The following is a 19,779-nucleotide window of genomic DNA, read 5'->3' as shown; positions in this document are numbered from 1 at the left end:
GTCTTAAGCCCTATAAATACAGTTGGAACTATTTCTCATACTATTTTAGAGACTCTCTTCAATACTGACTACGCTTGTATATATTGCCACGTAAGCACTAAGATAGCGGCAGCAATCATCCAAGCGACAACTCCCAGCATCAATGCTTTATATAAGCTGACATAGCCAATGCTAAAAAACACCACAAAAGTATAGATAAGATGAGGTATGACGCCGAGCATGCTAAATATCAAGGCGACTTTTAAATCAGCAGGGCTACGCTCGGTACCAACAATGAAATGGCTGATCAAAGTAAACGTGGGGAAAAGTGGCGCAAGTGCTGCCAAATAGAAAAATCGAGTTTGTGCAAATAATTGAATCGCCAATACCATCAATGCACCAATAAGCATTTTTAGCCAAATCATGATGCGTTCTCTCCTGTCGCATATCAATCGCTTAATTTATCACGATAATGAACGCACAGAACAAAATAGCTGATAATAAATAATGAGAATCCTAAAATACAAAAAAAGCCCTACTTAGCATTGTGCCAAATAGAGCTTTCACTGTCTAAAAACTAAAAAAATTGATATAAAAACTAATTTCCTTTATGCACTGCTATTCATTTAAGAAGGCTTTAGTGCCGCGCTGATGTCTGCTAATAATGGCGGGATATCATGTTTGTCTGCGATGACTTCTAGCATCACCAACTTATCCGTGGTTACTGCTGCTTTTTCGAGTGCTGCTTTCAACTCGCCAGCGGTCTCTACTTTGATCATCAAGCTGTTTTCTTCAGTCGCACCAAAGGCTTGTGGCATCAACTGCCAATTACATTTAGGAATATCATTGTAAGCTTGATTTTCACCATGAATTGCACGCTCTACCGTGTAGCCATCATTATTAATCAACACAATGACTGGATTGGTACGCTCTTGGATCATCACCGCGATTTCTTGAATAGTGAGTAAGGCAGAACCATCACCAATCAGCAATACACTACGCTTGTCTGGCGACGCAATGGCAGCACCCAAACTTGCGGGCAGCGTGTAACCAATCGAACCCCACATTGGTTGCCCATAAGACGTAACACCCTGTGGCAAACGCACATCACTAATACCAAAGTAAGCCGTACCTTGTTCAGAAAAAACCAAGTTATTATGATCTAAATGGTCTGCAATAATATGCCACAGATCATCTTGGCGGATGGCTTCATCGTCTTTGCCGTTTTGCTCATGAGGATTGACAGGCTCACAGAAAGGTTTTGGCACGATTTTGATACCAGAGGTCATGACTTCATGCAAGACTTGCAATGCATCTTTTAGCGCAATCGGTGCAAAATTCTGACCACTAATTGACGCACGCTCATAATGCAAGTCTACTACTACATCTTCGTTGATATCTTGGCTGAACCCTGCCGTAGTTGTATCCGTATATTGCACCCCTATTTTGATCAGGCACTCGCAGTTTTCTACTACGTCCTTGACCACAGGACGTGACGCGACGCCTGCATAAGTTCCTGCCCAGCGGTTACTGTTTTCATCAAGTAGCGTTTTACCCCAAGACAGCGTGGTATAAGGAATATCCGTATCAGCAATCAGTGCTTTGAGCTGATTTTGCAACCCCAAACGATGCACCATTAAATCTGCCATGAGCGTCGTGGTTTTGTTCGGTAAGAACTCTATAAGCGCTTGCTTGAAATCTGCCAATGCCGCTTGGCTAGTGATATCTTCTTGGCTGTCAATCAGCTTCGTGGTTGGTGGGTAAATGGGCATTTTTGCCACATCAGGTGATAACAGCAGATAACCAGGACGATGTTTCTTAAGAATCAAGCGAATGACACGATCAATCTCTGAGGCCGCGTTTTCTGGTGTGATTTGCGCCCTTGCCACGGTTACTGGCTCTACCATTTTAATAAAGTGATTGAATACGCCGTCACCAAGCGAGTGATGAATACGGCGCTTTGAGTCTTGTAGAGCGGTACTTGGCGCTCCCACAACATGCAATACAGGCGCGTACTCAGCAAAAGAGCCTGCAGTCGCATTAATCGCTGACAACTCACCCACACCAAAAGTCGTGACCATCGCTGCAAACCCACGCTCACGGGCGTATCCATCTGCAGCATAACCAGCATTTAGCTCATTAGTATTACCCACCCAACGCAATTTATCAGAGGCAAGAATGTTATCCAAAAAAGTTAAATTAAAATCACCAGGGACACCAAATATCTCCGATGCACCCGCTTCTGCGATGCGATCAAACAAATAATCAGCGATGGTATATTGTTGACTCATTTTATATCCTTATGATTTATCATTATAGTCAGTCGACTATATAAGTATTGACGATTGTTTATATGATTGAGGTAAATTATAAATCGTATTCCAACCTATTTATTCAATGCAAAGCTTTTGGAATAGTTATTATAAGAAACTGTTATAACATATCTATGCCGTTGGATGACATGCCTGTTTTACTAACTTTACTTTTTTTTAACGTAAGTGTTGACAGGTAAAAAAAACTGCGTATAATACGCCTTCATCAACTGACGATAGTTAATTGATAATTAGCGGGAATAGCTCAGTGGTAGAGCATAACCTTGCCAAGGTTGGGGTCGAGAGTTCGAATCTCTTTTCCCGCTCCAAATATGGCTTGAAAGAGCACTAAAATCCTCATTCTTTATATAAAGAATGAGGATTTTTTTTGTTTGTTTTTTGAGAGTTGTAGTGATTTTCAGTATCAGATTAGTTATCTGCTAAATTTATATACACTATCAAAAGCACAGAAATCAGCACCGTGACCGTCTCATGTTTACCTTCCAAAACTAAAATCTCGTGGCAACTGTCAAAGTTATAGTACTATTAAAGGCGATATCACTACAGCCCACGCTAGTTAATGACACATTGAGCCATTCATGAACTTTGTAGACGTTGATCCCACACTAGAAAACTACTGGCGAGCTATTATTTTGTTTGGTAGAAATACTGCTTCTTATAAATTCGCGCTTGCCAAAACTTTAATCGACGTCAGCTTAGAAAGAGATTCTGATTTAATTTCGCTAGAAGATTTAGCTCTTCCCTATGCCATGCATTTATGTGAACATTTAAAGCATAGCCCTAAACAGAGCACTTTTAGCAGTAGTAAATTTATCAACGCTTGCATTCAATTCAACCAGCAACAGATTAGTGAAGATGAACTCATTCATATCACGAATAAAGAAGGATTTAAATACGTTTTGGACGCATTTCATGTGGTCAATACTAAAGCAATAAAAGAGCGTTTTTATGATGTTATTGATCAAGAGTTTTTTGTTGACGAGCGTAAACACAATAAAGGAATCCGTCTAACAGAAAATTTATTCAAGCTATTTCATATATTTGATAATTCGGCTGAAAATCTGAATTTTGAGACAGAGTCACGTTGGAATTTGGTAGAAAAATCTTGGGAGCTCAATATTGGGAAAGGTTTAATTGCGGTCGAATTTGATCAAAATACTAAATAACTATTTACTAAAGACACCCAACACCGCCGTATTGATATCACCAGTTCAAGAGGCGCACTGAACGGGTATCAAAAGAGCAGGTGCTTTTACTGCTTTACAGAAATCAGGGTTGCTCCTAGTCACATATTGCTAGCAGATGTTGACCACTTCTTTCCGCACACTTTAAAATCTCAAGTAGCAACTGCTAGTTGCTGTCGGCCCATTAACATCGATGGAGTTTGGAACTTAGTACTTGCTTGCTCTGATTGCAACCGCGGTGTTGACGGTAAAGCGGCTCAGGTAACTAATGTTGATTTATTAAAGAGATTGCATACACGCAATGAATATTTGATTGGTAGTCACCATCCATTGCGTGAAACTTTAATCAATCAAACGGGTAAAAGTGAGAAGATACGTCAGCAATTTTTGCAAAAGTCTTTTAACTTTTCAAAAGAGCATTTGATTCATATATGGCAGCCTAAACAACAAGGAAGCAGTCTCTTCTAATAATCATCAGCGATATGTAGCCCATGATAAATCAAACAAATACCCTAGCCTTTTATAATAGTAACGCAAGCTCATTCATTGACCAAACCATGAGTGTGGATATGCATCAGCTATATCAACCCTTTATAGAGAATCTGCCTGTTAGACCATCAGACCAGCAGCATATACTAGACTTAGGCTGCGGCTCAGGTCGTGACAGCATTTACTTTGCCAACTTAGGCTTCAATGTTACTGCTATGGATGGCAGTCGAGAGCTGATTAAGCGGGCAAAAATTCATCACAATGATATCATTGATTGGCGATGCACAACTTTTGAACAAATTCCATTTCAGGTTTGGTATAAACGATTCACAAGTATTTGGGCATGCGCTTCGCTGCTTCATATACCTTATAAAGAGCTTCCTGAATTATTAGATAATTTGCTCACTATGCTGACAGATGAAGGTGTTTTTTACGCATCCTTCAAGTACGGCGATAATGAGCGAGTTGATAATGGACGTTTTTTTTGCGATATGAATGAAGAACGTTGGGAAGCCCTAAAGCAAAAAATTACTTGTGAATTCAAAGAAGAAACTTGGCTCACGATTGACCAAAGAGAAGATAGAAATAAAGAGTGGTTTAATATTATATTTAAGAGGTGTTAAATGAGTGAACCTCTACTACAACGAGTTTGCCAAGTTTTCTTGTATACCTTTTTTAATATATAACGACATAGGTTGCGCAATATTTATATCGTTAGTATCATTTCAGTTTTGAAATGACTCAATTACAATTAGGAAAAATATTATGGCAAAATTAGAATCAAACATTGAATTAGAAGCCGCTGCATTTCGTCGCTTACTAGCTCATTTAGACGAACGTAAAGATGTACAAAATATCGAACTGATGAACCTTGCCGACTTTTGTCGTAACTGTTTATCCAAATGGTATAAAGCTGCTGGTGAAGAGCGTGGTATTGAAATCGAATACGAGGATGCGCGCGAGCTTGTGTATGGCATGCCTTATGCTGAGTGGAAAGAGAAGCATCAACAGAAAGCCACACCAGAGCAGTTAGCACGTTTTAACGAAATTGAAGCAGCTAAGAACAAAACAAATTAAAACTGACCGTGATGGCTCAAATAAAATAAGCCATCACTAGATAATTATATCAAAAAAGCCAATACTGCCGCTAGATTAGCGGCTTTCTATAGATTTGAGTATACTGCTAAACCCTATGGTTCCTTGCTTCTGCATTTGACGGTCAAATAGGCGACCGACTAATGGCAATGGTACAGTCAATCGACCCTCAGATACCCAAGTCACGTGTGTGGTGCCATCGCCCAAGTCTTTTAAATCAATGACGCCTTTATCATGTTGCATTTTTATAGGTCTAGATTTTTCGATTTGGTATTGCATGTGAGTAGGACGCTCGAACGCCGTGATGCGCTCCCAAAACTTAACAGGTCCCGATTGAATGGTACGTAAAGCCCCAACGCCATTGCGCTCCTCGTCACCTTCATTCACCAACTTAGCTACCCCTACGGCTTTAAATGAGCCATAACTGGCATGGTCGCTCAGTGCTTCAAATACCTCATCAATCGGTTTTTTGACAATGCGTTCTACTTTTATTTTAAACATAATATTATCCTGTTAAGGTCAAAGTTAAAATTATTTAGCTTACTGACATTTAAAAATGAATAAAGCAGTCGCACGTTAAAAACTTATGATCGAGAAACTACTACCGCTTAGACCCTCTACCTTTCGAAGGACGCCTACCATTGGTAGCAGGTTTGCCATTGCCTCCAGACTTACCATTACCCCCTGACGGCTTACCACGACCAGCAGGACGTCCATCTCTACCTTTAGAACCTGCTGGTTTTCTAGCATCATCCTTGGCGTATTTATTACGCCCTTTTGCTGCACCTGCCGATTTTGAAGATGGTTTTGACTTTGATGAGGTATCAGTACGAGGTTTTTTTCGTGGCGCATTACTAGATTTCTTAGGTGATTTACTGTCTTGCGAAGAAGAGTCTTCTACAGATTTAAGTAAAACAGACAACTCTTTTGGTGTCAAATCTCGCCAGTCTCCAACAGGCGTACCCTTGAGACTTACATTCATAATCCGTGTACGCTCAAGTTTTACGACTTCATAGCCAAAATGCTCACACATACGGCGAATTTGACGGTTTAGACCTTGAACTAGCGTAATGTTAAACACATTGGGCGCTACTTTAGTCACTGGGCATTTTTTCGTCATCTTGCCAAGCATTGGCACACCGCCCGCCAAACCTTCAATAACACTATCGGTTAACGGCTTATTGACCGTGACCAGATACTCTTTTTCATGGTTATTACCAGCACGTAGCACCTTGTTGACCAAATCGCCATTATTGGTCAAAAAGATTAACCCTTGGGAATCTTTATCCAAACGTCCAATCGGGAAAATACGTAAACTATGTCTCACAAAATCGACAATGTTATTTTTCTCAGAGCTTTCTGTGGTGCTCACAATGCCCACTGGCTTATTCAAGACAATAAACACAAAATCATCGGGCTCTCGTGGCTCAATAAGCTGCCCATTAACCTTTACCGCATCTCCAGCAGCCACTTGGTCACCCACCGAAGCGCGCTTGCCATTAATGTACACATTACCTTGTTCAATAAAGCGATCAGCATCTCGCCTGGAGCAGATACCGCTTTCGCTGATGTATTTATTCAAACGAGTCGAGGAAGCGTTAAACATAGAGCACCGTTTTACCTGAGGAAAAGCTTTTTTGCTCAAAAAGCCTAAATTGAATGGATTATCAATAACGAAATAGCTCTCATTATATAGGAAATTCAGCGTCCCTTTGAGGAGAGATGAGCGAAGAGTTAGAAATATATCCAGAGTTGTGTCAATCAGAATAGCGTCAAAATCACTTGTTCATCATATCAAAGGTTTAAAAAACAGATGAGCATTGAAAAACATGGAACGGATTGAGCTTGTCTCTTCATTTTCTGAACTTAATGCACTTTGACCTATGCGATTCATTCCGTGCTGCGTTTTTCTAACTAAGCTAACAGTTTATCCGCACTTGAGACTCAAGCAATGAGAATAGAATAAAAAACGCAGAGCACCACTTGATGCCCTGCGTTTGTTAGATTGAACGGTATCTACAGAATACTGCGTCTAAATTGTAGATATGCCTCTGTGATTGCCGCCGCATCCTCTATCTGCGGATAATGACCTAACATAGGCATATTGGTTATATCAGCATCGGGTATCAACTGACGATAACGATCAATCATATGCTGTCCTGAGATGGGATCTTTGGCACCAGCAATCAGTTTAACTGGTACAGTACTATTGATAATGGCGCCTACCCATCGCTCGCGGTACTGTTGGCGTTGAGGTATGTAATTAATCAACTTATGCATCACACCCAACCCATCATTGTGACTTAACAGCTGCCATAGCGTGTCTATCACCTCTGACGTAGGCGGCGTGTTGGGGCCAAATATCCCCTGTAAACTGCCCGCAAATTTCTGCTTATTAATTAACTTTGATACCAAAGAACCTAATGGCGATAACAGTAGCTTCTGCACCAAAATAGGTTTGTGCGTCTCAGGAAATAGACCACCGTTTAAGAAGCATACGCTAGCAATGTGTCGCTCAGCACTCCTTTCGACTTGTCTTGCTAGCAACTCCTGAGCCACCGTATCACCATAGTCATGCGCTAAGATATGATAATCACTGACACCCAGCTTTTGTAAAACTGCTTGATAAATATCGGCCTGCTCGCTGATTAGATAGCGCGCGTTTTTGGGTTTGTCTGACAACCCAAACCCCAGCATATCAAGGGTGATGACATAATAATGCTCGGTTAGCGTATCCCACATACCCTCCCAGTCCCAACTGGCACTAGGATAACCGTGAATCAATAGCAATGCAGGCGCACTTTTATCTCCCGCATACCGAGTAAAGATTTGGTGCCCATGAATGGACTCATATTGCCCCTGCCGTTGCCACTCATCAAGAGTTATCATTAGAGACTTACTCCTCAAATGATGGGTCAGTGCGGCGCAGTTTTCTTAGTAACGCAGGCCATGCGATATCGCCATTCGCACCTCGGGTCACTTGCTCTGATGCAGCTTGGATACCTGCCAGGATTTGTGCTGGTATCGGAGTCAATATACCACCCCCGCTCTGAGCTTTGATCTGAATTTCACAAGCTCTTTGCATGATATACATGTACAAAAATGCGTTGGCAACCGTATCAGCACAAGTGAGCAGACCATGGTTACGCAAAATCATAAAGTGAGCATCACCTAAATCAGCAACCAAACGGACTTTTTCTTCAGGGTTTAATGCAACACCTTCATAATCGTGGTATGCCAAGTTAGATAGCGGAAATAATGACTGTTGCGAGATTGGCAGTAAGCCTTTTTCTTGCGCTGAGACAGCAACCCCATCATTTGTGTGCAGATGAATGACGCAGTGCGCATCGTCGCGAGCTTCGTGCACAGCACTATGAATGATAAATCCAGCTGGATTTACGTCAAACTCTGATGGTGATACTTTTTCACCTGCTTTGTTGACCTTAACCAGACTGGATGCTGTAATCTCTTCAAATAACATGCCGTATGGATTGATTAAAAACTCATCCTCAGTACCCGGTACGCGTGCAGAGATATGAGTGAATACCAAATCGTCCCAGCCATAAGAGGCAATCATTCGATAACAAGCGGCAAGATTTACTCGCATCTGCCACTCTTGTTCGCTCATATTATGGTGTACACTCGATGATGAATCCATTGATGTAGTGGTTTGCATAGCTGTTTGCATAGCTGTTTGCATGGTGTATTCCTTTACTGTTTTAGATATCCCGAATGATTACCTTACACCATTTTATAAAACCAAATCTGTCAAAAACATTACACTTATGAATATTAATCATTATTTAAATAACGACCCATGGTTTAGTCAACTACCAGCCATTGTGCAGCCGCTACTGGCAGGCGATGCTGTGCTAAAGATATACCAAAAAGATCACATGATTCATGCCATCGGTGATGGCGACGATGCCGCTCTACACTTTGTTGTGTCGGGTACGATTAGAGTGTGTAATGTGAGCGCTAGTGGCCATGCCATGACATTGGCGCACCTATCTAGTGGCGAGTGGTTTGGTGAGATATCTATCATAGATGACAATCCACGCACCCATGATGCGTGGACGATTAACAAAGTGACTCTAATCTCTATCCCTAGAAACTCAGTGATTCAGACAGCGCAATTGCATCCGATTTTATACAAGCATCTCGCCCTTATTACTTGCCAGCGAATTCGCCGAGCATTTGATTGGATTGATGATGCTACCTCACTCAACACCTCAGCGCGACTGGCTAGTATGCTGATTGGACTGATCGATACTTATGGCAAGCAGACGGGAGATGATATCAAAATAGATCTGCGCTTATCGCAAGAAGAGCTTGGTTTTATGCTTGGCACTACCAGACAAACCATCAATAAAATCATCCAATCGTGGCAAAAGCAGAATCTTATCGAGATGCACTATGGCTTTATTACTATAAAAAACAAAACTCAATTAATGGTAATGATGAATCCTGCATAGTTTGAATATGTATTACATCTCAGCGAGCTAAACAATACCTAGCTTATTATAATTAACTATGTAGCCGATATTAAATAAAATGAATACACGACATCACAATGCGTGACAGGTACAAATTGTTCTTTCTTGCTGTGCCTACGCAGACAGATGATACAAAAAATTTATATTAGTCATTCTGTGTCTTTTTTATATTGACCTAACTATACTCCCCACATTTTATAAACTTACCCCATATACATAAAAAAAGCATATAAACCTCCAGCAGTTTGAAGTATACCTAAGTGCTCATAAGTACCATCTATATAAGTGATGTACTGCTTCGCAGCAGAAAAATCTATCTCAATGGATTTTAAGTTTTTTATAAAGTAATCAGAGCGCTGCATAGAGACGTTAGAAACTCTTTTCGAAAAGTCGATATCATCTTCCTGTACAATATTTATCGACGATAAATACTCATTTACGTCTTCTTCAAAAGTGTCTTCATGATAAAAATTATTTACAATCCAGTCCTTTAAACATGATAGGAAAAAATCATCGATATAAATACAATTAATAAGGGATTCACCATAATTCTCTTCAAGCCGAATAACTGGCAATGCTGCATTAATTTTTTTAAAATTCTCATAATTAAGATTATGCTTATTCATCGAAGTTACTCCCTATTTAGGTTGTTTATCAAAATCACTATGTAAAAAGACAAAGGCGTGTTAAACATTCAATAATAGCCCTGACATCAGCTATCTGTGAATGCTCAACACGCCTTAGACACAGCTCATATGGAGTGTGCCGCGACAGCCTAGTTTATAGGCTTACCTTTTATGCTACTCGGCATCATCTAATAACTTGTTCAGCGCCTCTACCATGGCATCATCTATGATGTTGTCTTCTACATAGTTAACTATCCCATCTATAGTCGACAGATCCATTTCACGAATACCTAAGCTGGCTAACTGCTCATTGATAGATTCTAAGCTTTCATTATCTTCAGCGTCATCCAACAGATGCTCTTCGAATCTACCTCTGACGAACCAATACATTTTTTCTAACAAGCTTTCCTTTTTGGTTAACGTAGAATAGCCATCACCATAAATAAACAAATTGAAATGATAAGGTATCTCTACATCATTGATGAAAAAAGCACGTTTACATTCTAATGTGTAAGCTTGAATGTCTTCGTTTTCAATACCTTCGTCATTTTTATTGTCTTCATCATACTCAATCGCTTCTTCTATCAACCCACCTAGTATTTGATAGTCACCTACTTTGATTTTGTGATTGTAAATGATACTAGATTCCGCGATGGCCTCAAAAATAATAGCACTGACGTCTAACGTATTATTATCAATGTCATAAAATCTTTTTAGTGCTGGCAAAAACTCAGTCAGCTGCTCTTCAGGCACTTGAATGAGAAACTGCTGCTCGTATATCTTAATCATGTCTTCAGGAGCATAGGCATTAGCACTATTAGTCTCATTCCTGCCGATAGGCTGCAAGGGTAAAAAGTTAAACGGGTTATCATTGGTCATTCAGAACTGCCTTTTTTATTTGGATTAACGTTGTTAAGTGTGAGCCATTACTTATTTGTAATAGCTTATAAGTGCACGACTGTTTGCAATGTCACAACGACTTAAAACCTATGGGCGTATTGTCTCTTATTCAGACACTTTTAGATATATATGCAGCTCAAAATAGAGGTGATTTTAGTATGCTAAAAGTCTACCTTACCTCGCAGTGCCTTGGTTTTACCTCGCTGGGTTTTCTTATCTACACGTTTACGCTTGGCGTTTCTGCTAGGTTTAGTAGGCTTTCGGTTTTTGCTGATAGAAGTGGCCTGTATGATAAATTGTTGCAGGCGTTCAATAGCATCTGCTTTATTTCTTTCTTGCGTGCGAAATTGCTGCGCTTTCAGTACAAACACACCTTCTTTATTAATACGGTTATCATTACTGGCCAATAAACGCTCTTTTTGCGGAGCGCTGAGACTTGATGTCGTTATATCAAAACGCAGATGAATGGCAGAAGAGACTTTATTGACGTTTTGCCCGCCAGCACCTTGCGCACGTATGGCGCTAATCTCTACTTCGTGGTCATTGAGTCTGATAGTGTTGCTAATGAAAATCATGATTTGCTTTTATATAAATAATCCATAATGTCTGTTCATCATAAATCATTATCGATAAAGCAGCTACTTTATAGTCAATCCTCTATAAAAGAGTGACAGCATTAACCTCGCTTGCAGTATCACAGTTACATCTGCAGTCGGTTACCTTATTTCTCTTTTAGACTGAATCAACTATGCAATATTAATAATGACAGCAAGCGTTAAAGAGTGACGTTTTAAAGCTCGCTGGCATTAAGTATTGCTTAGAATTTTGAGATTATATTGACCTAAAGATTAACAAGACCCATTAAAATAAGATAGGACTCTACAGTCAAATAGATTGCCAGCTTTTTAAAAAGTAGTTACAATCGGTTAATAATCCCGCCATATTTACGACAAGGAAGTCGATATGTCTCATCATACACCTCGTGCTGTTATTAAACGCCCTACCCTAAAAACCCTTACTCAGAGCATCTTAGCCATTACACTATGTACGGCCGGACTCGCCCATGCTAATGATTATAGTAGCGTCACCTTTTTTGGTGACAGTTTAACGGATGGTGGATACTTCAGCCCACTTACCCAAGGCACTTTTGGACTTGAGGAATCAGGTCAATTCACTACTAACCCTGACAATACATGGGCAACCTCATTCGCTGAACAACTGGGTACAACCGCTGTCTCCAATACCTACGATGGTAGTCAAACGGGTAATAACTATGCCATTGGCGGTGCAAGAGCAGGCGTAGATGTCACTGCTTTTGGCATTCCAGTGGCTTCTGCCAATAGCCAAGTCGATAGCTATGTCGCCAATAACAAAGTAGATCCTAATGGACTATATGTTGTTTGGGCAGGTGCAAACGACCTACTTGCTGCGGCTACAGATCCTGATAATGCCCAAACCACAATACTTGGCGCAGTGGCTAGTCAGGTCGACACCATCAATACACTAAAAGACAATGGTGCAAATTATATTTTAGTACCCAATATTCCTGATATCGGTCTAACACCTAGAGCTATCGAGCAAGGAGCTGTAGCACAAGCGCAAAGTACTGGTGTAACCAGTCTATATAATCAATTTATGCTCAGTGGTGTGGCAAATACTGGGGCTAATATCATACCGTTAGATATGTTTAGCTTATTGCAAGAAGTCGCAGACAACCCTACCGCCTACGGCTTTACTAATATCACGACACCTGCTTGTAATACAGACAGCTCCCTCACTTGTGGATCAAGCGACTTAGTCACTCCAGATGCCAACGAAACCTACTTTTTTGCGGATGGCATACATCCGACCGGTAGTGCGCATCAAATGATTGCTGACTATGCAAATGCTGTTGTCACTGCGCCTAGCCTAATCGGTGTCCTGCCACATATTGCAACTACTATAGGACTGGCAACCAATGAGCGCTTACAATCTCACGTCAACCAAATCCAAAGCAGTGAGCAAAAGCCTGACCGTACGTTATGGGCTGTAGGTGAGTTTGAAGATCAAGACATCGCAGGGTTTAATAGTGATAACAATACACAAGTACTATTCGGCGTAGACTTTGCTCATCCCAATTCAGCCAACGCAGTCACTGGCTTATATGGCAATATTACTCAAAAAGAATTTGATAACTCAGGTGTCGCCACGGGTTTAAGCAATATTGAATTAGATGAAGTAGGTTTTGGTGTCTATCATAGCAATACGCTAGACAATTTTGGCGGCGTACAAATTAACGGTGCTGTTGGTTTTGGCAATATGGATGTGGATGTCACACGCGCCGTCACGCTCGGCAGCTATAAACAAGAATTTAAATCAAATGCTGATGGCAAACGTTTTTATGCCAACGTACAAGCCGGCTACCCAATGCAAGTAAGCAGCGTTGCTATCACCCCATATATCGGTGCAACTGCTAGCCGTGTAAAGATTAGTGAGCTTGAAGAACAAGAAAACTCTGGCATCGCCATGCAGTTCGATGAGCAAAAATATACCACGACTTATGGCAAGCTTGGGGTCAAAGCCAATCATAATGTCATGGAAAAATTGAACGTGTTCGGTGATATCCATTATCAAAAGCAGCTAAGCGACAATCGTGAAGCCGTAACAGCACGCCTAAACACGTTGTCTAATATTAGCTTTAGCACACCAATGGCACAAACTGACGACGACAACTTTGCAATGACACTTGGACTATCTAGGGACTTTGGTCAGCTGAGTGCCAATGCAGGTGTTACGCATTCACAAGGTGATGATGATAAATCAACGAGTTTATTTGTTGGACTTAGCGGCGCATTTTAAATAGCTCTGTTATTAAAGCCTAAAATGTAAAGTGTAGAGTGTAAAATCACTACATTGAAAATCTTATAAAACCGTCTAATGCAAAGAGCATCAGACGGTTTTTCTTTGTGTGTCTGAGACTATTTTCAATAGCTACTCTCTTCCATTAGGGCGTGTCCTCAACTCAATCGATAGTTATCTAAATGGGTTAAAAATGGCTAAATCTTGTCAAATGGCGTCAAATAGCTGACTAATATCTCGATATTATCTGCGCCATTTTCCTTGTTTGACTGCGATTTATCTCATTTTTATCACCATTTTTAAAATGAGGACACGCCCTAGTTACATATTCATCATACTCGTCATCTTCTAAGACATATTCGGTCAGCTTTATTTACCAAACCATAACCTATAGACATACTTAGATGATAAAGGTATCATTAACAATTATCATTTACACTACGGTTCCATCATTATGTCTAAGCGCCATACTTTATCTCGTACTTTGCCCTACTCTCGTTTGTATAGCGCCATTCTAACCACCCTACAGACTTCTAAAAAAGCGCCTATGGTTCTAGCTGTAGGAACGCTATTGCAGTTCAGTCCAGCATTTGCTGACACAACGATTGATACCGACCAAAGTGCTCAGCCAAGTGTCACGCTTGATCCTATCGTGGTGGTTGCCAACCAAACACCAAAAGCAATCTCTGATATTCCGGCGACTGTCTGGTATATCGATGAGTACAAAGTCGATGAAGCGGCACGTACGGGTAAGCGTTTAGGCGACTTTATCGCTCAAGAAGTACCCTCCCTCGATTTGGGTAGTGGCGGTCGTACGAGCGCAGGTCAAAACTTGCGTGGGCGTAGTATGCAAGTAATGATTGATGGAGTATCACTCAATTCATCACGGGCTATCAGTCGTTATCTAGACTCGATCAGCATGGAAAATATCGAAAGTATCGAAGTATTGTCTGGTGCATCGGCAGTCTATGGTGGTGGTGCGACCGGTGGTATTATCAATATTAAGACCAAAAAAGCACAAGCTGGTGAGCCACAAATCACCACCTCTATACAAGCAACATCAGGTTTCCAAGATGAGGATGACATCTCTTACAAAGGTCACGCCTCAATCGGTGGTGGTACAGAAAATATCAAAAGTAAGCTAGCCGTCACTTATGAACAGACCGGTTCTTTCTTTGATGGCAGCGGTAAAATGCTGGTTCCTGATACCACTCAGGGTTCGTTGCAAGACAATGAGACCATTGATATCTTGGCCAGTACACAACTACAGATTGATGAGAAGCAAACCTTAGACTTGTCAGCACAGTACTATAATAGTGAGCAAGACACAGATTACGGTATTCAGTATGATCTAACCACCCGTCCATTCGGTGCCGAGATTAGTGACGGTTTTGAGAGTGATCGACAAGCCAGCACGGAACGTCAGCAATACAATGCCAATTACCACAATACTGAGCTATTCGGTCATGAAGTATATGCTCAGCTATCACATCGTACCGAAGAGCTGAGCTTTATCCCATTCATCTATGGTACTTATTTCGCCGCTTCAGAGCAGTCAACTGACGTGACTTCAGCACGTGTCGCACTAAGCAAGGATTGGACTGACAAGCTCAAATTAACCTATGGTATCGACGGCTATCAAGACAAACTTGACAGTAATAAAATGATATTTAATCAGGGTACGAGCATTGCTACTGGTGGTCTGGTCAATGATGAGTTTGCCACCGTTGGACGCTACCCTGGCACTGAGGTAAATTCTATCGCTGGTTTCATTCAAGGTGATTATGAGCTAACCAATAAGCTAAGCGCGACAGCTGGTATGCGCTACCAACACCTAAACAATAAAATCGATGATTTTGTCTCTAGCACAGTACAGACTGATATTGCTTTAGGCAATGCCACGGGTGGTGACGCGATCCCTGGCGGTAGCACTGACTATAATGTCAACTTATTTAATCTGGGACTTAACTATAAACCTACCAGTAACCTACGCTACTTCGCAAACTTCTCACAAGGTTTTGAGTTGCCTGATCCTGCTAAGTTTTATGGTCAAGGCATCTATGCAAAAAATGCAGCAAACTATTATGAGCTTGTTAATGGCTCTAATGTCTCTGGTACCGAACTTGATGGCATCAAAACTGATAGCTACGAGTTAGGCACGTCGTTCAATCACAACAATTTGACGGGTCAGCTGACTGGTTACTATAGCGTATCGGATGGCAGTATCGATTATGATCGCAGCACACTGCTGATCACTCAAAGTGATAATAAAAAGCGTGTGTATGGTGTTGAAGCAAAGGGCGACTATGCGATTAATGACAATGTGAGCATCGGCGCACTGGCACATTGGGTCAAAAGCGAGACGCAGGTTGATGGTAGCTACGAAGATACTGTCGTGACTGACACCAGCCCAGCCAAATACGCTCTGTGGACACGCTGGGAAGATGACAACCAAGCGCTTAAGCTACAAGCAAATATGATGCGTGACGTCTCAGGTTATGATTCAAGTAGCGACTCTACTCAAGAGCTAGATGGCTATACTACGGTTGACCTTGATTACACTTACTTCTTACCTTCAGGTGAGTTTAGTCTAGGTGTTCAAAACTTATTGGACAAAGATTACACCACCGTTTGGGGGCAACAAGCGCAGATATATTATGGTAGCTACGCACCTGCATCAGCATTTGATTACAAAGGTCTAGGACGTACTTATACGGTTGGCTATACCCATCGTTTTTAAGTGATAGGTCAGTTTATATCATATAGATAATGTAGACCAAAAAAAGTCCCTATTCATGTGAATAGGGACTTTTTTGTTTTACAACATCTAATACTTGCTAATCGTTAAGATGTTAAATCATTAATTCTATAGAAGCTTTTGTATTCAGACATTGCTAGATTTTGGCAATCCATATGCTATGGTCTCAACCACTTCATTGTTCTGCTCAGCAATTAGTTGATAACCCTTGATCACACCATCATAGGGCAAACCGCTCACATACTGCTGATAATGATCATAGATAGCATCTTTTATGATCGATGTGCGTTTTGCTTTATTCATTTCAGCAAAATCATTAGGTAGACGTATATGAGCCAAACGCGATACTCCGCAACGAACCATCCAATTCGCATTCACAAACTCAAAATCTATCTCTGCTCGTAAACTATATGTACATAAAGACTTTGGAGGATTAACTAAATCGTGTTTGATCTGAGCAATATCTTCTGCGAATGGCTGATAAGGTATATCGAGCACTGAAAATAGCGTCGCTAAAAATTCGTCAGCGGTGAAATATTTATCAATATAGCTGCCATCAAGCCCAAGGAACTTGCTCGACAATACATGACGCAGGCGCTCACACGCAGGAATGGTATGCTTTAGCGGATAACCCATCTTTTTGATAATATCTTGCGAACGCAGCTCAAGCGTGTCTATTTGATTGATCACGTATTGCGCTAAAAGATGATGTGGGTGATAACGACGGGTATATTTGGATTGGTTGGCAACGTGGCTCATGAGATTAAACACCTTAGACTCCTGTAACTCCGACAAAAAAGTATGATATAAGCCCATATGGGCAAATAAAATCAGGCACAAATGAGGATGTCGGAGTACAGGCTCATGCGCTTTACCAGAGTTCTTTTATATCGTGCTGGAAGTTGCAAGGTTTGCACACCACTGCTATTACAAGAATAGTCGGTGATGACAAAACTGTTAAACCCACGATAGACAACGCAATAATGATAGCATATTAAATGATAAAAAATAAATACCGATATGTGTGCCCGTTTGTGAATAATTGTTTTTCACTTTAAGCACTCAATCTTCGATATTTCTATATATCATTTGTTCATATGCTAGTAAGAAGCTAAATCTTTAAACGTTAGTATTAAAAAATTAGTATGGAAACGCTAGTGTTAAAGCACTAAAGATATTACTTATACCTTAACGATTTACATCAACGACTATTCGACCACGAATTTTGCCATCTAACAACTCACTTGCTGTTGGAATGACTTCGCTCAGGCCAATCTCTCTTGTGATTGCATCCAATTGTGTCATATCCAGACTCGTACTCAAGCGCTTCCAAGCTTCTATACGCTCATCATAAGGTCGCGTCACGCTATTGATACCAAGCAAACTAACACCGCGCAAAATAAATGGCGCAACAGTAGCAGGGAAATCCATACCTTGAGCCAGTCCACAAGTAGCGACTAAACCATCTTCACATATACTGGCACAAACATTGGCAAGCGTGTGACTGCCGACAGAATCGATTGCAGCGGCCCATCTTTCTTTACCAAGCGCGCGTCCCGGACTGCTTAATTCCGCTCGGTCGATGATCGTCGTTGCACCAAGGCTTTTTAGGTAATCTACTTCCTCTAGGCGACCCGTAGAAGCCGTGACAGAATAGCCTTGGTTTGCCAAAAGTGCGATGGCAAAACTACCAACGCCGCCGTTAGCACCAGTCACAAGTACTTCACCGCTATCTAGTGTCAGTCCATGACGCTCCAATGCAATTAGACAAAGCATCGCGGTATATCCTGCTGTGCCAATTGCCATCGCTTGACGTTCAGTCATCGACTCAGGGAGCGGGATCAGCCAGTCACCGTTCAATCTGGCTTTCTGTGATAGACCACCCCAATACTTCTCGCCCACGCTCCAACCATTCAACAGCACCTTGTCGCCAGCTTTGTAGCGATGATGGTTGCTCGTTTCGACAGTGCCTGCTAAATCAATTCCTGGAACCATAGGAAATGTGCGTACCACAGGGCTACGACCAGTAATGGCTAATCCATCCTTATAATTGAGCGTGCTAAATGCCACACGAACCGTGACATCTCCTTCTGGTAATTGCGTGTCCTGTATCTCAGTCAGACTAGACCGATAAACATCATCATTTTTTTCAATTAATATTGCTTTAAACATAACAGCTCCTATTTAGACCAATCGTCTATAAATAAGTAAAAAATAATTTAGACCGGTCGTCTAAAAATATAGATAAAAAATTACTTCTGTAGCCCTGCCACAAACCCTCGGAAAAAAGTATCCAACGGATGGACATCTTGCACCAACTTAGCACGCAAAACAGCACCTTCCCAACCAATCCAAAAGTAAGCAGCAAGCTCATCACAATCACTATTAGAATGTATTTGTTCTTGTTGTACTGCAAGACGCAAGCAAGCCGCTAAACGCTCCTGCCAATCAAGCAATATGTTTTCTAACTCACAACGGAAACTGTCAGGCAATACGACAATCTCTTGACCTAAGTTGCCTACTAAGCAGCCGCGTCGAAATTCATGCTTAATCATGCCCGACTTAGCATCCTCAACAAAGTCACTAATACGCTGCATAGGAGACACGTGCTCATTCAAAAAACAATGATCTAGCTTACGAGCGAAATATAACGCGTATTGCCGTAATACTTCCTGTCCAAATGCTTCTTTGTTTTTGAAGTAATTGTAGAAGGAACCTTTAGGCACATTGATACGTTTGAGTATGGCATCGATACCAGTGGTCGCAAAACCTTGCTCTGTCAGCATTTCCATCCCAGATCTCAAAAGAGCCTCACGGGTATCCGTAAACTCTCGTTCAATATTGGGTGGACGCCCTCGACGGGCTTTTGGCTTAGTCATTGTCATGCATAGATATTATGACCGATCGTCTTTAATGTCAATAAATTATTTGTGAGACAGACATGCCTATTATTTTTTGATTTAAGCTTTCCTATCAACTAATTAACAATCCTTATCAAAAAAGCCCTTTAACTAATGCCGTTGACTTGGTATCTTGCCTCGCCACGCTTGTATTATCAAAATTGCTTACTCTACTATTGGC

Annotated in this window: 19 protein-coding genes and 1 tRNA gene; 8 read left to right on the top strand and 12 right to left on the bottom strand. The window is 41.1% G+C overall.

Annotation, left to right across the window (positions count from 1 at the left end; genetic code table 11):
• Positions 1-68: 68 nt before the first annotated feature.
• Both AAEY75_RS09285 and AAEY75_RS09280 read right to left on the bottom strand, forming a co-directional pair.
• The gene (locus tag AAEY75_RS09285) at positions 69-404 is read right to left on the bottom strand and encodes a GlpM family protein (RefSeq protein WP_110922815.1); all 336 of its coding nucleotides are present in this window, start codon (positions 402-404) and stop codon (positions 69-71) included.
• A gap of 201 nt (positions 405-605) precedes the next feature.
• Positions 606-2,270, bottom strand: coding sequence for an alpha-keto acid decarboxylase family protein (locus AAEY75_RS09280; protein ID WP_352259431.1), 1,665 nt, complete (start codon positions 2,268-2,270; stop codon positions 606-608).
• A 275-nt stretch (positions 2,271-2,545) separates the two neighbouring features.
• Here AAEY75_RS09280 and AAEY75_RS09275 point away from each other — a divergent pair.
• The 5 genes from AAEY75_RS09275 (at position 2,546) to AAEY75_RS09255 (ending at position 5,062) form a co-directional block, all read left to right on the top strand.
• Positions 2,546-2,620: transfer RNA gene (locus AAEY75_RS09275), tRNA-Gly, on the top strand.
• A 270-nt stretch (positions 2,621-2,890) separates the two neighbouring features.
• Entirely contained in the window at positions 2,891-3,478 is a 588-nt protein-coding gene (locus AAEY75_RS09270; RefSeq protein WP_352259430.1) for a hypothetical protein, read from the top strand.
• A gap of 126 nt (positions 3,479-3,604) precedes the next feature.
• Positions 3,605-3,964, top strand: a complete 360-nt coding sequence (locus AAEY75_RS09265; RefSeq protein WP_352259429.1) for an HNH endonuclease family protein — start codon at positions 3,605-3,607, stop codon at positions 3,962-3,964.
• Between the two features lie 23 nt (positions 3,965-3,987).
• On the top strand, positions 3,988-4,608 hold the full coding sequence (locus AAEY75_RS09260) for a class I SAM-dependent methyltransferase (protein ID WP_352259428.1): 621 nt from the start codon (positions 3,988-3,990) through the stop codon (positions 4,606-4,608).
• Between the two features lie 142 nt (positions 4,609-4,750).
• Positions 4,751-5,062, top strand: coding sequence for a DUF1244 domain-containing protein (locus AAEY75_RS09255; protein WP_352259427.1), 312 nt, complete (start codon positions 4,751-4,753; stop codon positions 5,060-5,062).
• A 75-nt stretch (positions 5,063-5,137) separates the two neighbouring features.
• Here the strand turns inward: AAEY75_RS09255 and AAEY75_RS09250 are convergent, their stop codons facing one another.
• From AAEY75_RS09250 to AAEY75_RS09235, 4 genes are all read right to left on the bottom strand, one after another.
• The gene (locus AAEY75_RS09250) at positions 5,138-5,581 is read right to left on the bottom strand and encodes an SRPBCC family protein (protein WP_197217755.1); all 444 of its coding nucleotides are present in this window, start codon (positions 5,579-5,581) and stop codon (positions 5,138-5,140) included.
• 100 nt (positions 5,582-5,681) lie between these two features.
• Positions 5,682-6,686: a 23S rRNA pseudouridine(2604) synthase RluF gene (gene rluF / locus AAEY75_RS09245; protein ID WP_352259426.1), complete on the bottom strand. Its 1,005-nt coding sequence runs from the start codon at positions 6,684-6,686 to the stop codon at positions 5,682-5,684.
• 410 nt (positions 6,687-7,096) lie between these two features.
• Positions 7,097-7,969, bottom strand: coding sequence for an alpha/beta fold hydrolase (locus AAEY75_RS09240; RefSeq protein ID WP_352259425.1), 873 nt, complete (start codon positions 7,967-7,969; stop codon positions 7,097-7,099).
• Between the two features lie 7 nt (positions 7,970-7,976).
• Positions 7,977-8,780: a class II aldolase/adducin family protein gene (locus AAEY75_RS09235; RefSeq protein ID WP_352259424.1), complete on the bottom strand. Its 804-nt coding sequence runs from the start codon at positions 8,778-8,780 to the stop codon at positions 7,977-7,979.
• A gap of 85 nt (positions 8,781-8,865) precedes the next feature.
• Between AAEY75_RS09235 and AAEY75_RS09230 the strand changes: the two genes are divergently transcribed.
• Positions 8,866-9,555 carry a Crp/Fnr family transcriptional regulator gene (locus AAEY75_RS09230; protein WP_352259423.1) on the top strand — a complete coding sequence of 230 codons (690 nt, stop codon included), beginning with the start codon at positions 8,866-8,868 and terminating at the stop codon, positions 9,553-9,555.
• A gap of 224 nt (positions 9,556-9,779) precedes the next feature.
• On the opposite strand, the gene AAEY75_RS09225 is transcribed toward AAEY75_RS09230, so the two are convergent.
• From AAEY75_RS09225 to arfB, 3 genes are all read right to left on the bottom strand, one after another.
• On the bottom strand, positions 9,780-10,202 hold the full coding sequence (locus AAEY75_RS09225) for a hypothetical protein (protein WP_352259422.1): 423 nt from the start codon (positions 10,200-10,202) through the stop codon (positions 9,780-9,782).
• A gap of 174 nt (positions 10,203-10,376) precedes the next feature.
• Positions 10,377-11,081 (bottom strand): hypothetical protein, encoded by a 705-nt coding sequence (locus tag AAEY75_RS09220; RefSeq protein WP_352259421.1) that lies wholly within the window; start codon positions 11,079-11,081, stop codon positions 10,377-10,379.
• Between the two features lie 182 nt (positions 11,082-11,263).
• A complete protein-coding gene (gene arfB, locus AAEY75_RS09215) occupies positions 11,264-11,677 on the bottom strand; it encodes an alternative ribosome rescue aminoacyl-tRNA hydrolase ArfB (protein WP_352259420.1) in 414 nt (137 codons plus the stop codon).
• Between the two features lie 388 nt (positions 11,678-12,065).
• On the opposite strand from arfB, the gene AAEY75_RS09210 reads away from it, so the two are divergent.
• Both AAEY75_RS09210 and AAEY75_RS09205 read left to right on the top strand, forming a co-directional pair.
• The gene (locus AAEY75_RS09210) at positions 12,066-13,940 is read left to right on the top strand and encodes an autotransporter domain-containing protein (RefSeq protein ID WP_352259419.1); all 1,875 of its coding nucleotides are present in this window, start codon (positions 12,066-12,068) and stop codon (positions 13,938-13,940) included.
• 454 nt (positions 13,941-14,394) lie between these two features.
• Entirely contained in the window at positions 14,395-16,680 is a 2,286-nt protein-coding gene (locus AAEY75_RS09205; RefSeq protein ID WP_352259418.1) for a TonB-dependent receptor, read from the top strand.
• Positions 16,681-16,824: 144 nt separating this feature from the next.
• Here AAEY75_RS09205 and AAEY75_RS09200 read toward each other — a convergent pair whose 3' ends face one another.
• The 3 genes from AAEY75_RS09200 to acuR form a co-directional block, all read right to left on the bottom strand.
• Entirely contained in the window at positions 16,825-17,457 is a 633-nt protein-coding gene (locus AAEY75_RS09200; RefSeq protein WP_197217736.1) for a hypothetical protein, read from the bottom strand.
• A gap of 429 nt (positions 17,458-17,886) precedes the next feature.
• Positions 17,887-18,870, bottom strand: a complete 984-nt coding sequence (acuI, locus tag AAEY75_RS09195) for an acrylyl-CoA reductase (NADPH) (protein ID WP_352259417.1) — start codon at positions 18,868-18,870, stop codon at positions 17,887-17,889.
• A gap of 80 nt (positions 18,871-18,950) precedes the next feature.
• The gene (acuR, locus tag AAEY75_RS09190; RefSeq protein WP_265090861.1) at positions 18,951-19,577 is read right to left on the bottom strand and encodes an acrylate utilization transcriptional regulator AcuR; all 627 of its coding nucleotides are present in this window, start codon (positions 19,575-19,577) and stop codon (positions 18,951-18,953) included.
• Positions 19,578-19,779 lie beyond the last annotated feature (202 nt).

Source organism: Psychrobacter sp. TB55-MNA-CIBAN-0194 (assembly GCF_040309505.1).
Taxonomy (GTDB): domain Bacteria; phylum Pseudomonadota; class Gammaproteobacteria; order Pseudomonadales; family Moraxellaceae; genus Psychrobacter; species Psychrobacter fozii.
Note: the sequence above shows the minus strand (reverse complement) of the source record. Positions and strands in the feature narration are given on the sequence as shown.

Bases quoted from the DNA above. Each gene is read 5' to 3' on its own strand.
- arfB (WP_352259420.1), bottom strand. From the start codon at position 11,677: ATGATTTTCATTAGCAACACTATCAGACTCAATGACCACGAAGTAGAG.
- AAEY75_RS09260 (WP_352259428.1), top strand. From the start codon at position 3,988: ATGATAAATCAAACAAATACCCTAGCCTTTTATAATAGTAACGCAAGC.
- AAEY75_RS09200 (WP_197217736.1), bottom strand. From the start codon at position 17,457: ATGAGCCACGTTGCCAACCAATCCAAATATACCCGTCGTTATCACCCA.
- AAEY75_RS09235 (WP_352259424.1), bottom strand. From the start codon at position 8,780: ATGCAAACAGCTATGCAAACAGCTATGCAAACCACTACATCAATGGAT.
- AAEY75_RS09220 (WP_352259421.1), bottom strand. From the start codon at position 11,081: ATGACCAATGATAACCCGTTTAACTTTTTACCCTTGCAGCCTATCGGC.
- AAEY75_RS09205 (WP_352259418.1), top strand. From the start codon at position 14,395: ATGTCTAAGCGCCATACTTTATCTCGTACTTTGCCCTACTCTCGTTTG.
- acuR (WP_265090861.1), bottom strand. From the start codon at position 19,577: ATGACTAAGCCAAAAGCCCGTCGAGGGCGTCCACCCAATATTGAACGA.
- AAEY75_RS09225 (WP_352259422.1), bottom strand. From the start codon at position 10,202: ATGAATAAGCATAATCTTAATTATGAGAATTTTAAAAAAATTAATGCA.
- AAEY75_RS09210 (WP_352259419.1), top strand. From the start codon at position 12,066: ATGTCTCATCATACACCTCGTGCTGTTATTAAACGCCCTACCCTAAAA.
- AAEY75_RS09255 (WP_352259427.1), top strand. From the start codon at position 4,751: ATGGCAAAATTAGAATCAAACATTGAATTAGAAGCCGCTGCATTTCGT.
- AAEY75_RS09270 (WP_352259430.1), top strand. From the start codon at position 2,891: ATGAACTTTGTAGACGTTGATCCCACACTAGAAAACTACTGGCGAGCT.
- acuI (WP_352259417.1), bottom strand. From the start codon at position 18,870: ATGTTTAAAGCAATATTAATTGAAAAAAATGATGATGTTTATCGGTCT.
- AAEY75_RS09250 (WP_197217755.1), bottom strand. From the start codon at position 5,581: ATGTTTAAAATAAAAGTAGAACGCATTGTCAAAAAACCGATTGATGAG.
- AAEY75_RS09285 (WP_110922815.1), bottom strand. From the start codon at position 404: ATGATTTGGCTAAAAATGCTTATTGGTGCATTGATGGTATTGGCGATT.
- rluF (WP_352259426.1), bottom strand. From the start codon at position 6,686: ATGTTTAACGCTTCCTCGACTCGTTTGAATAAATACATCAGCGAAAGC.
- AAEY75_RS09230 (WP_352259423.1), top strand. From the start codon at position 8,866: ATGAATATTAATCATTATTTAAATAACGACCCATGGTTTAGTCAACTA.
- AAEY75_RS09240 (WP_352259425.1), bottom strand. From the start codon at position 7,969: ATGATAACTCTTGATGAGTGGCAACGGCAGGGGCAATATGAGTCCATT.
- AAEY75_RS09280 (WP_352259431.1), bottom strand. From the start codon at position 2,270: ATGAGTCAACAATATACCATCGCTGATTATTTGTTTGATCGCATCGCA.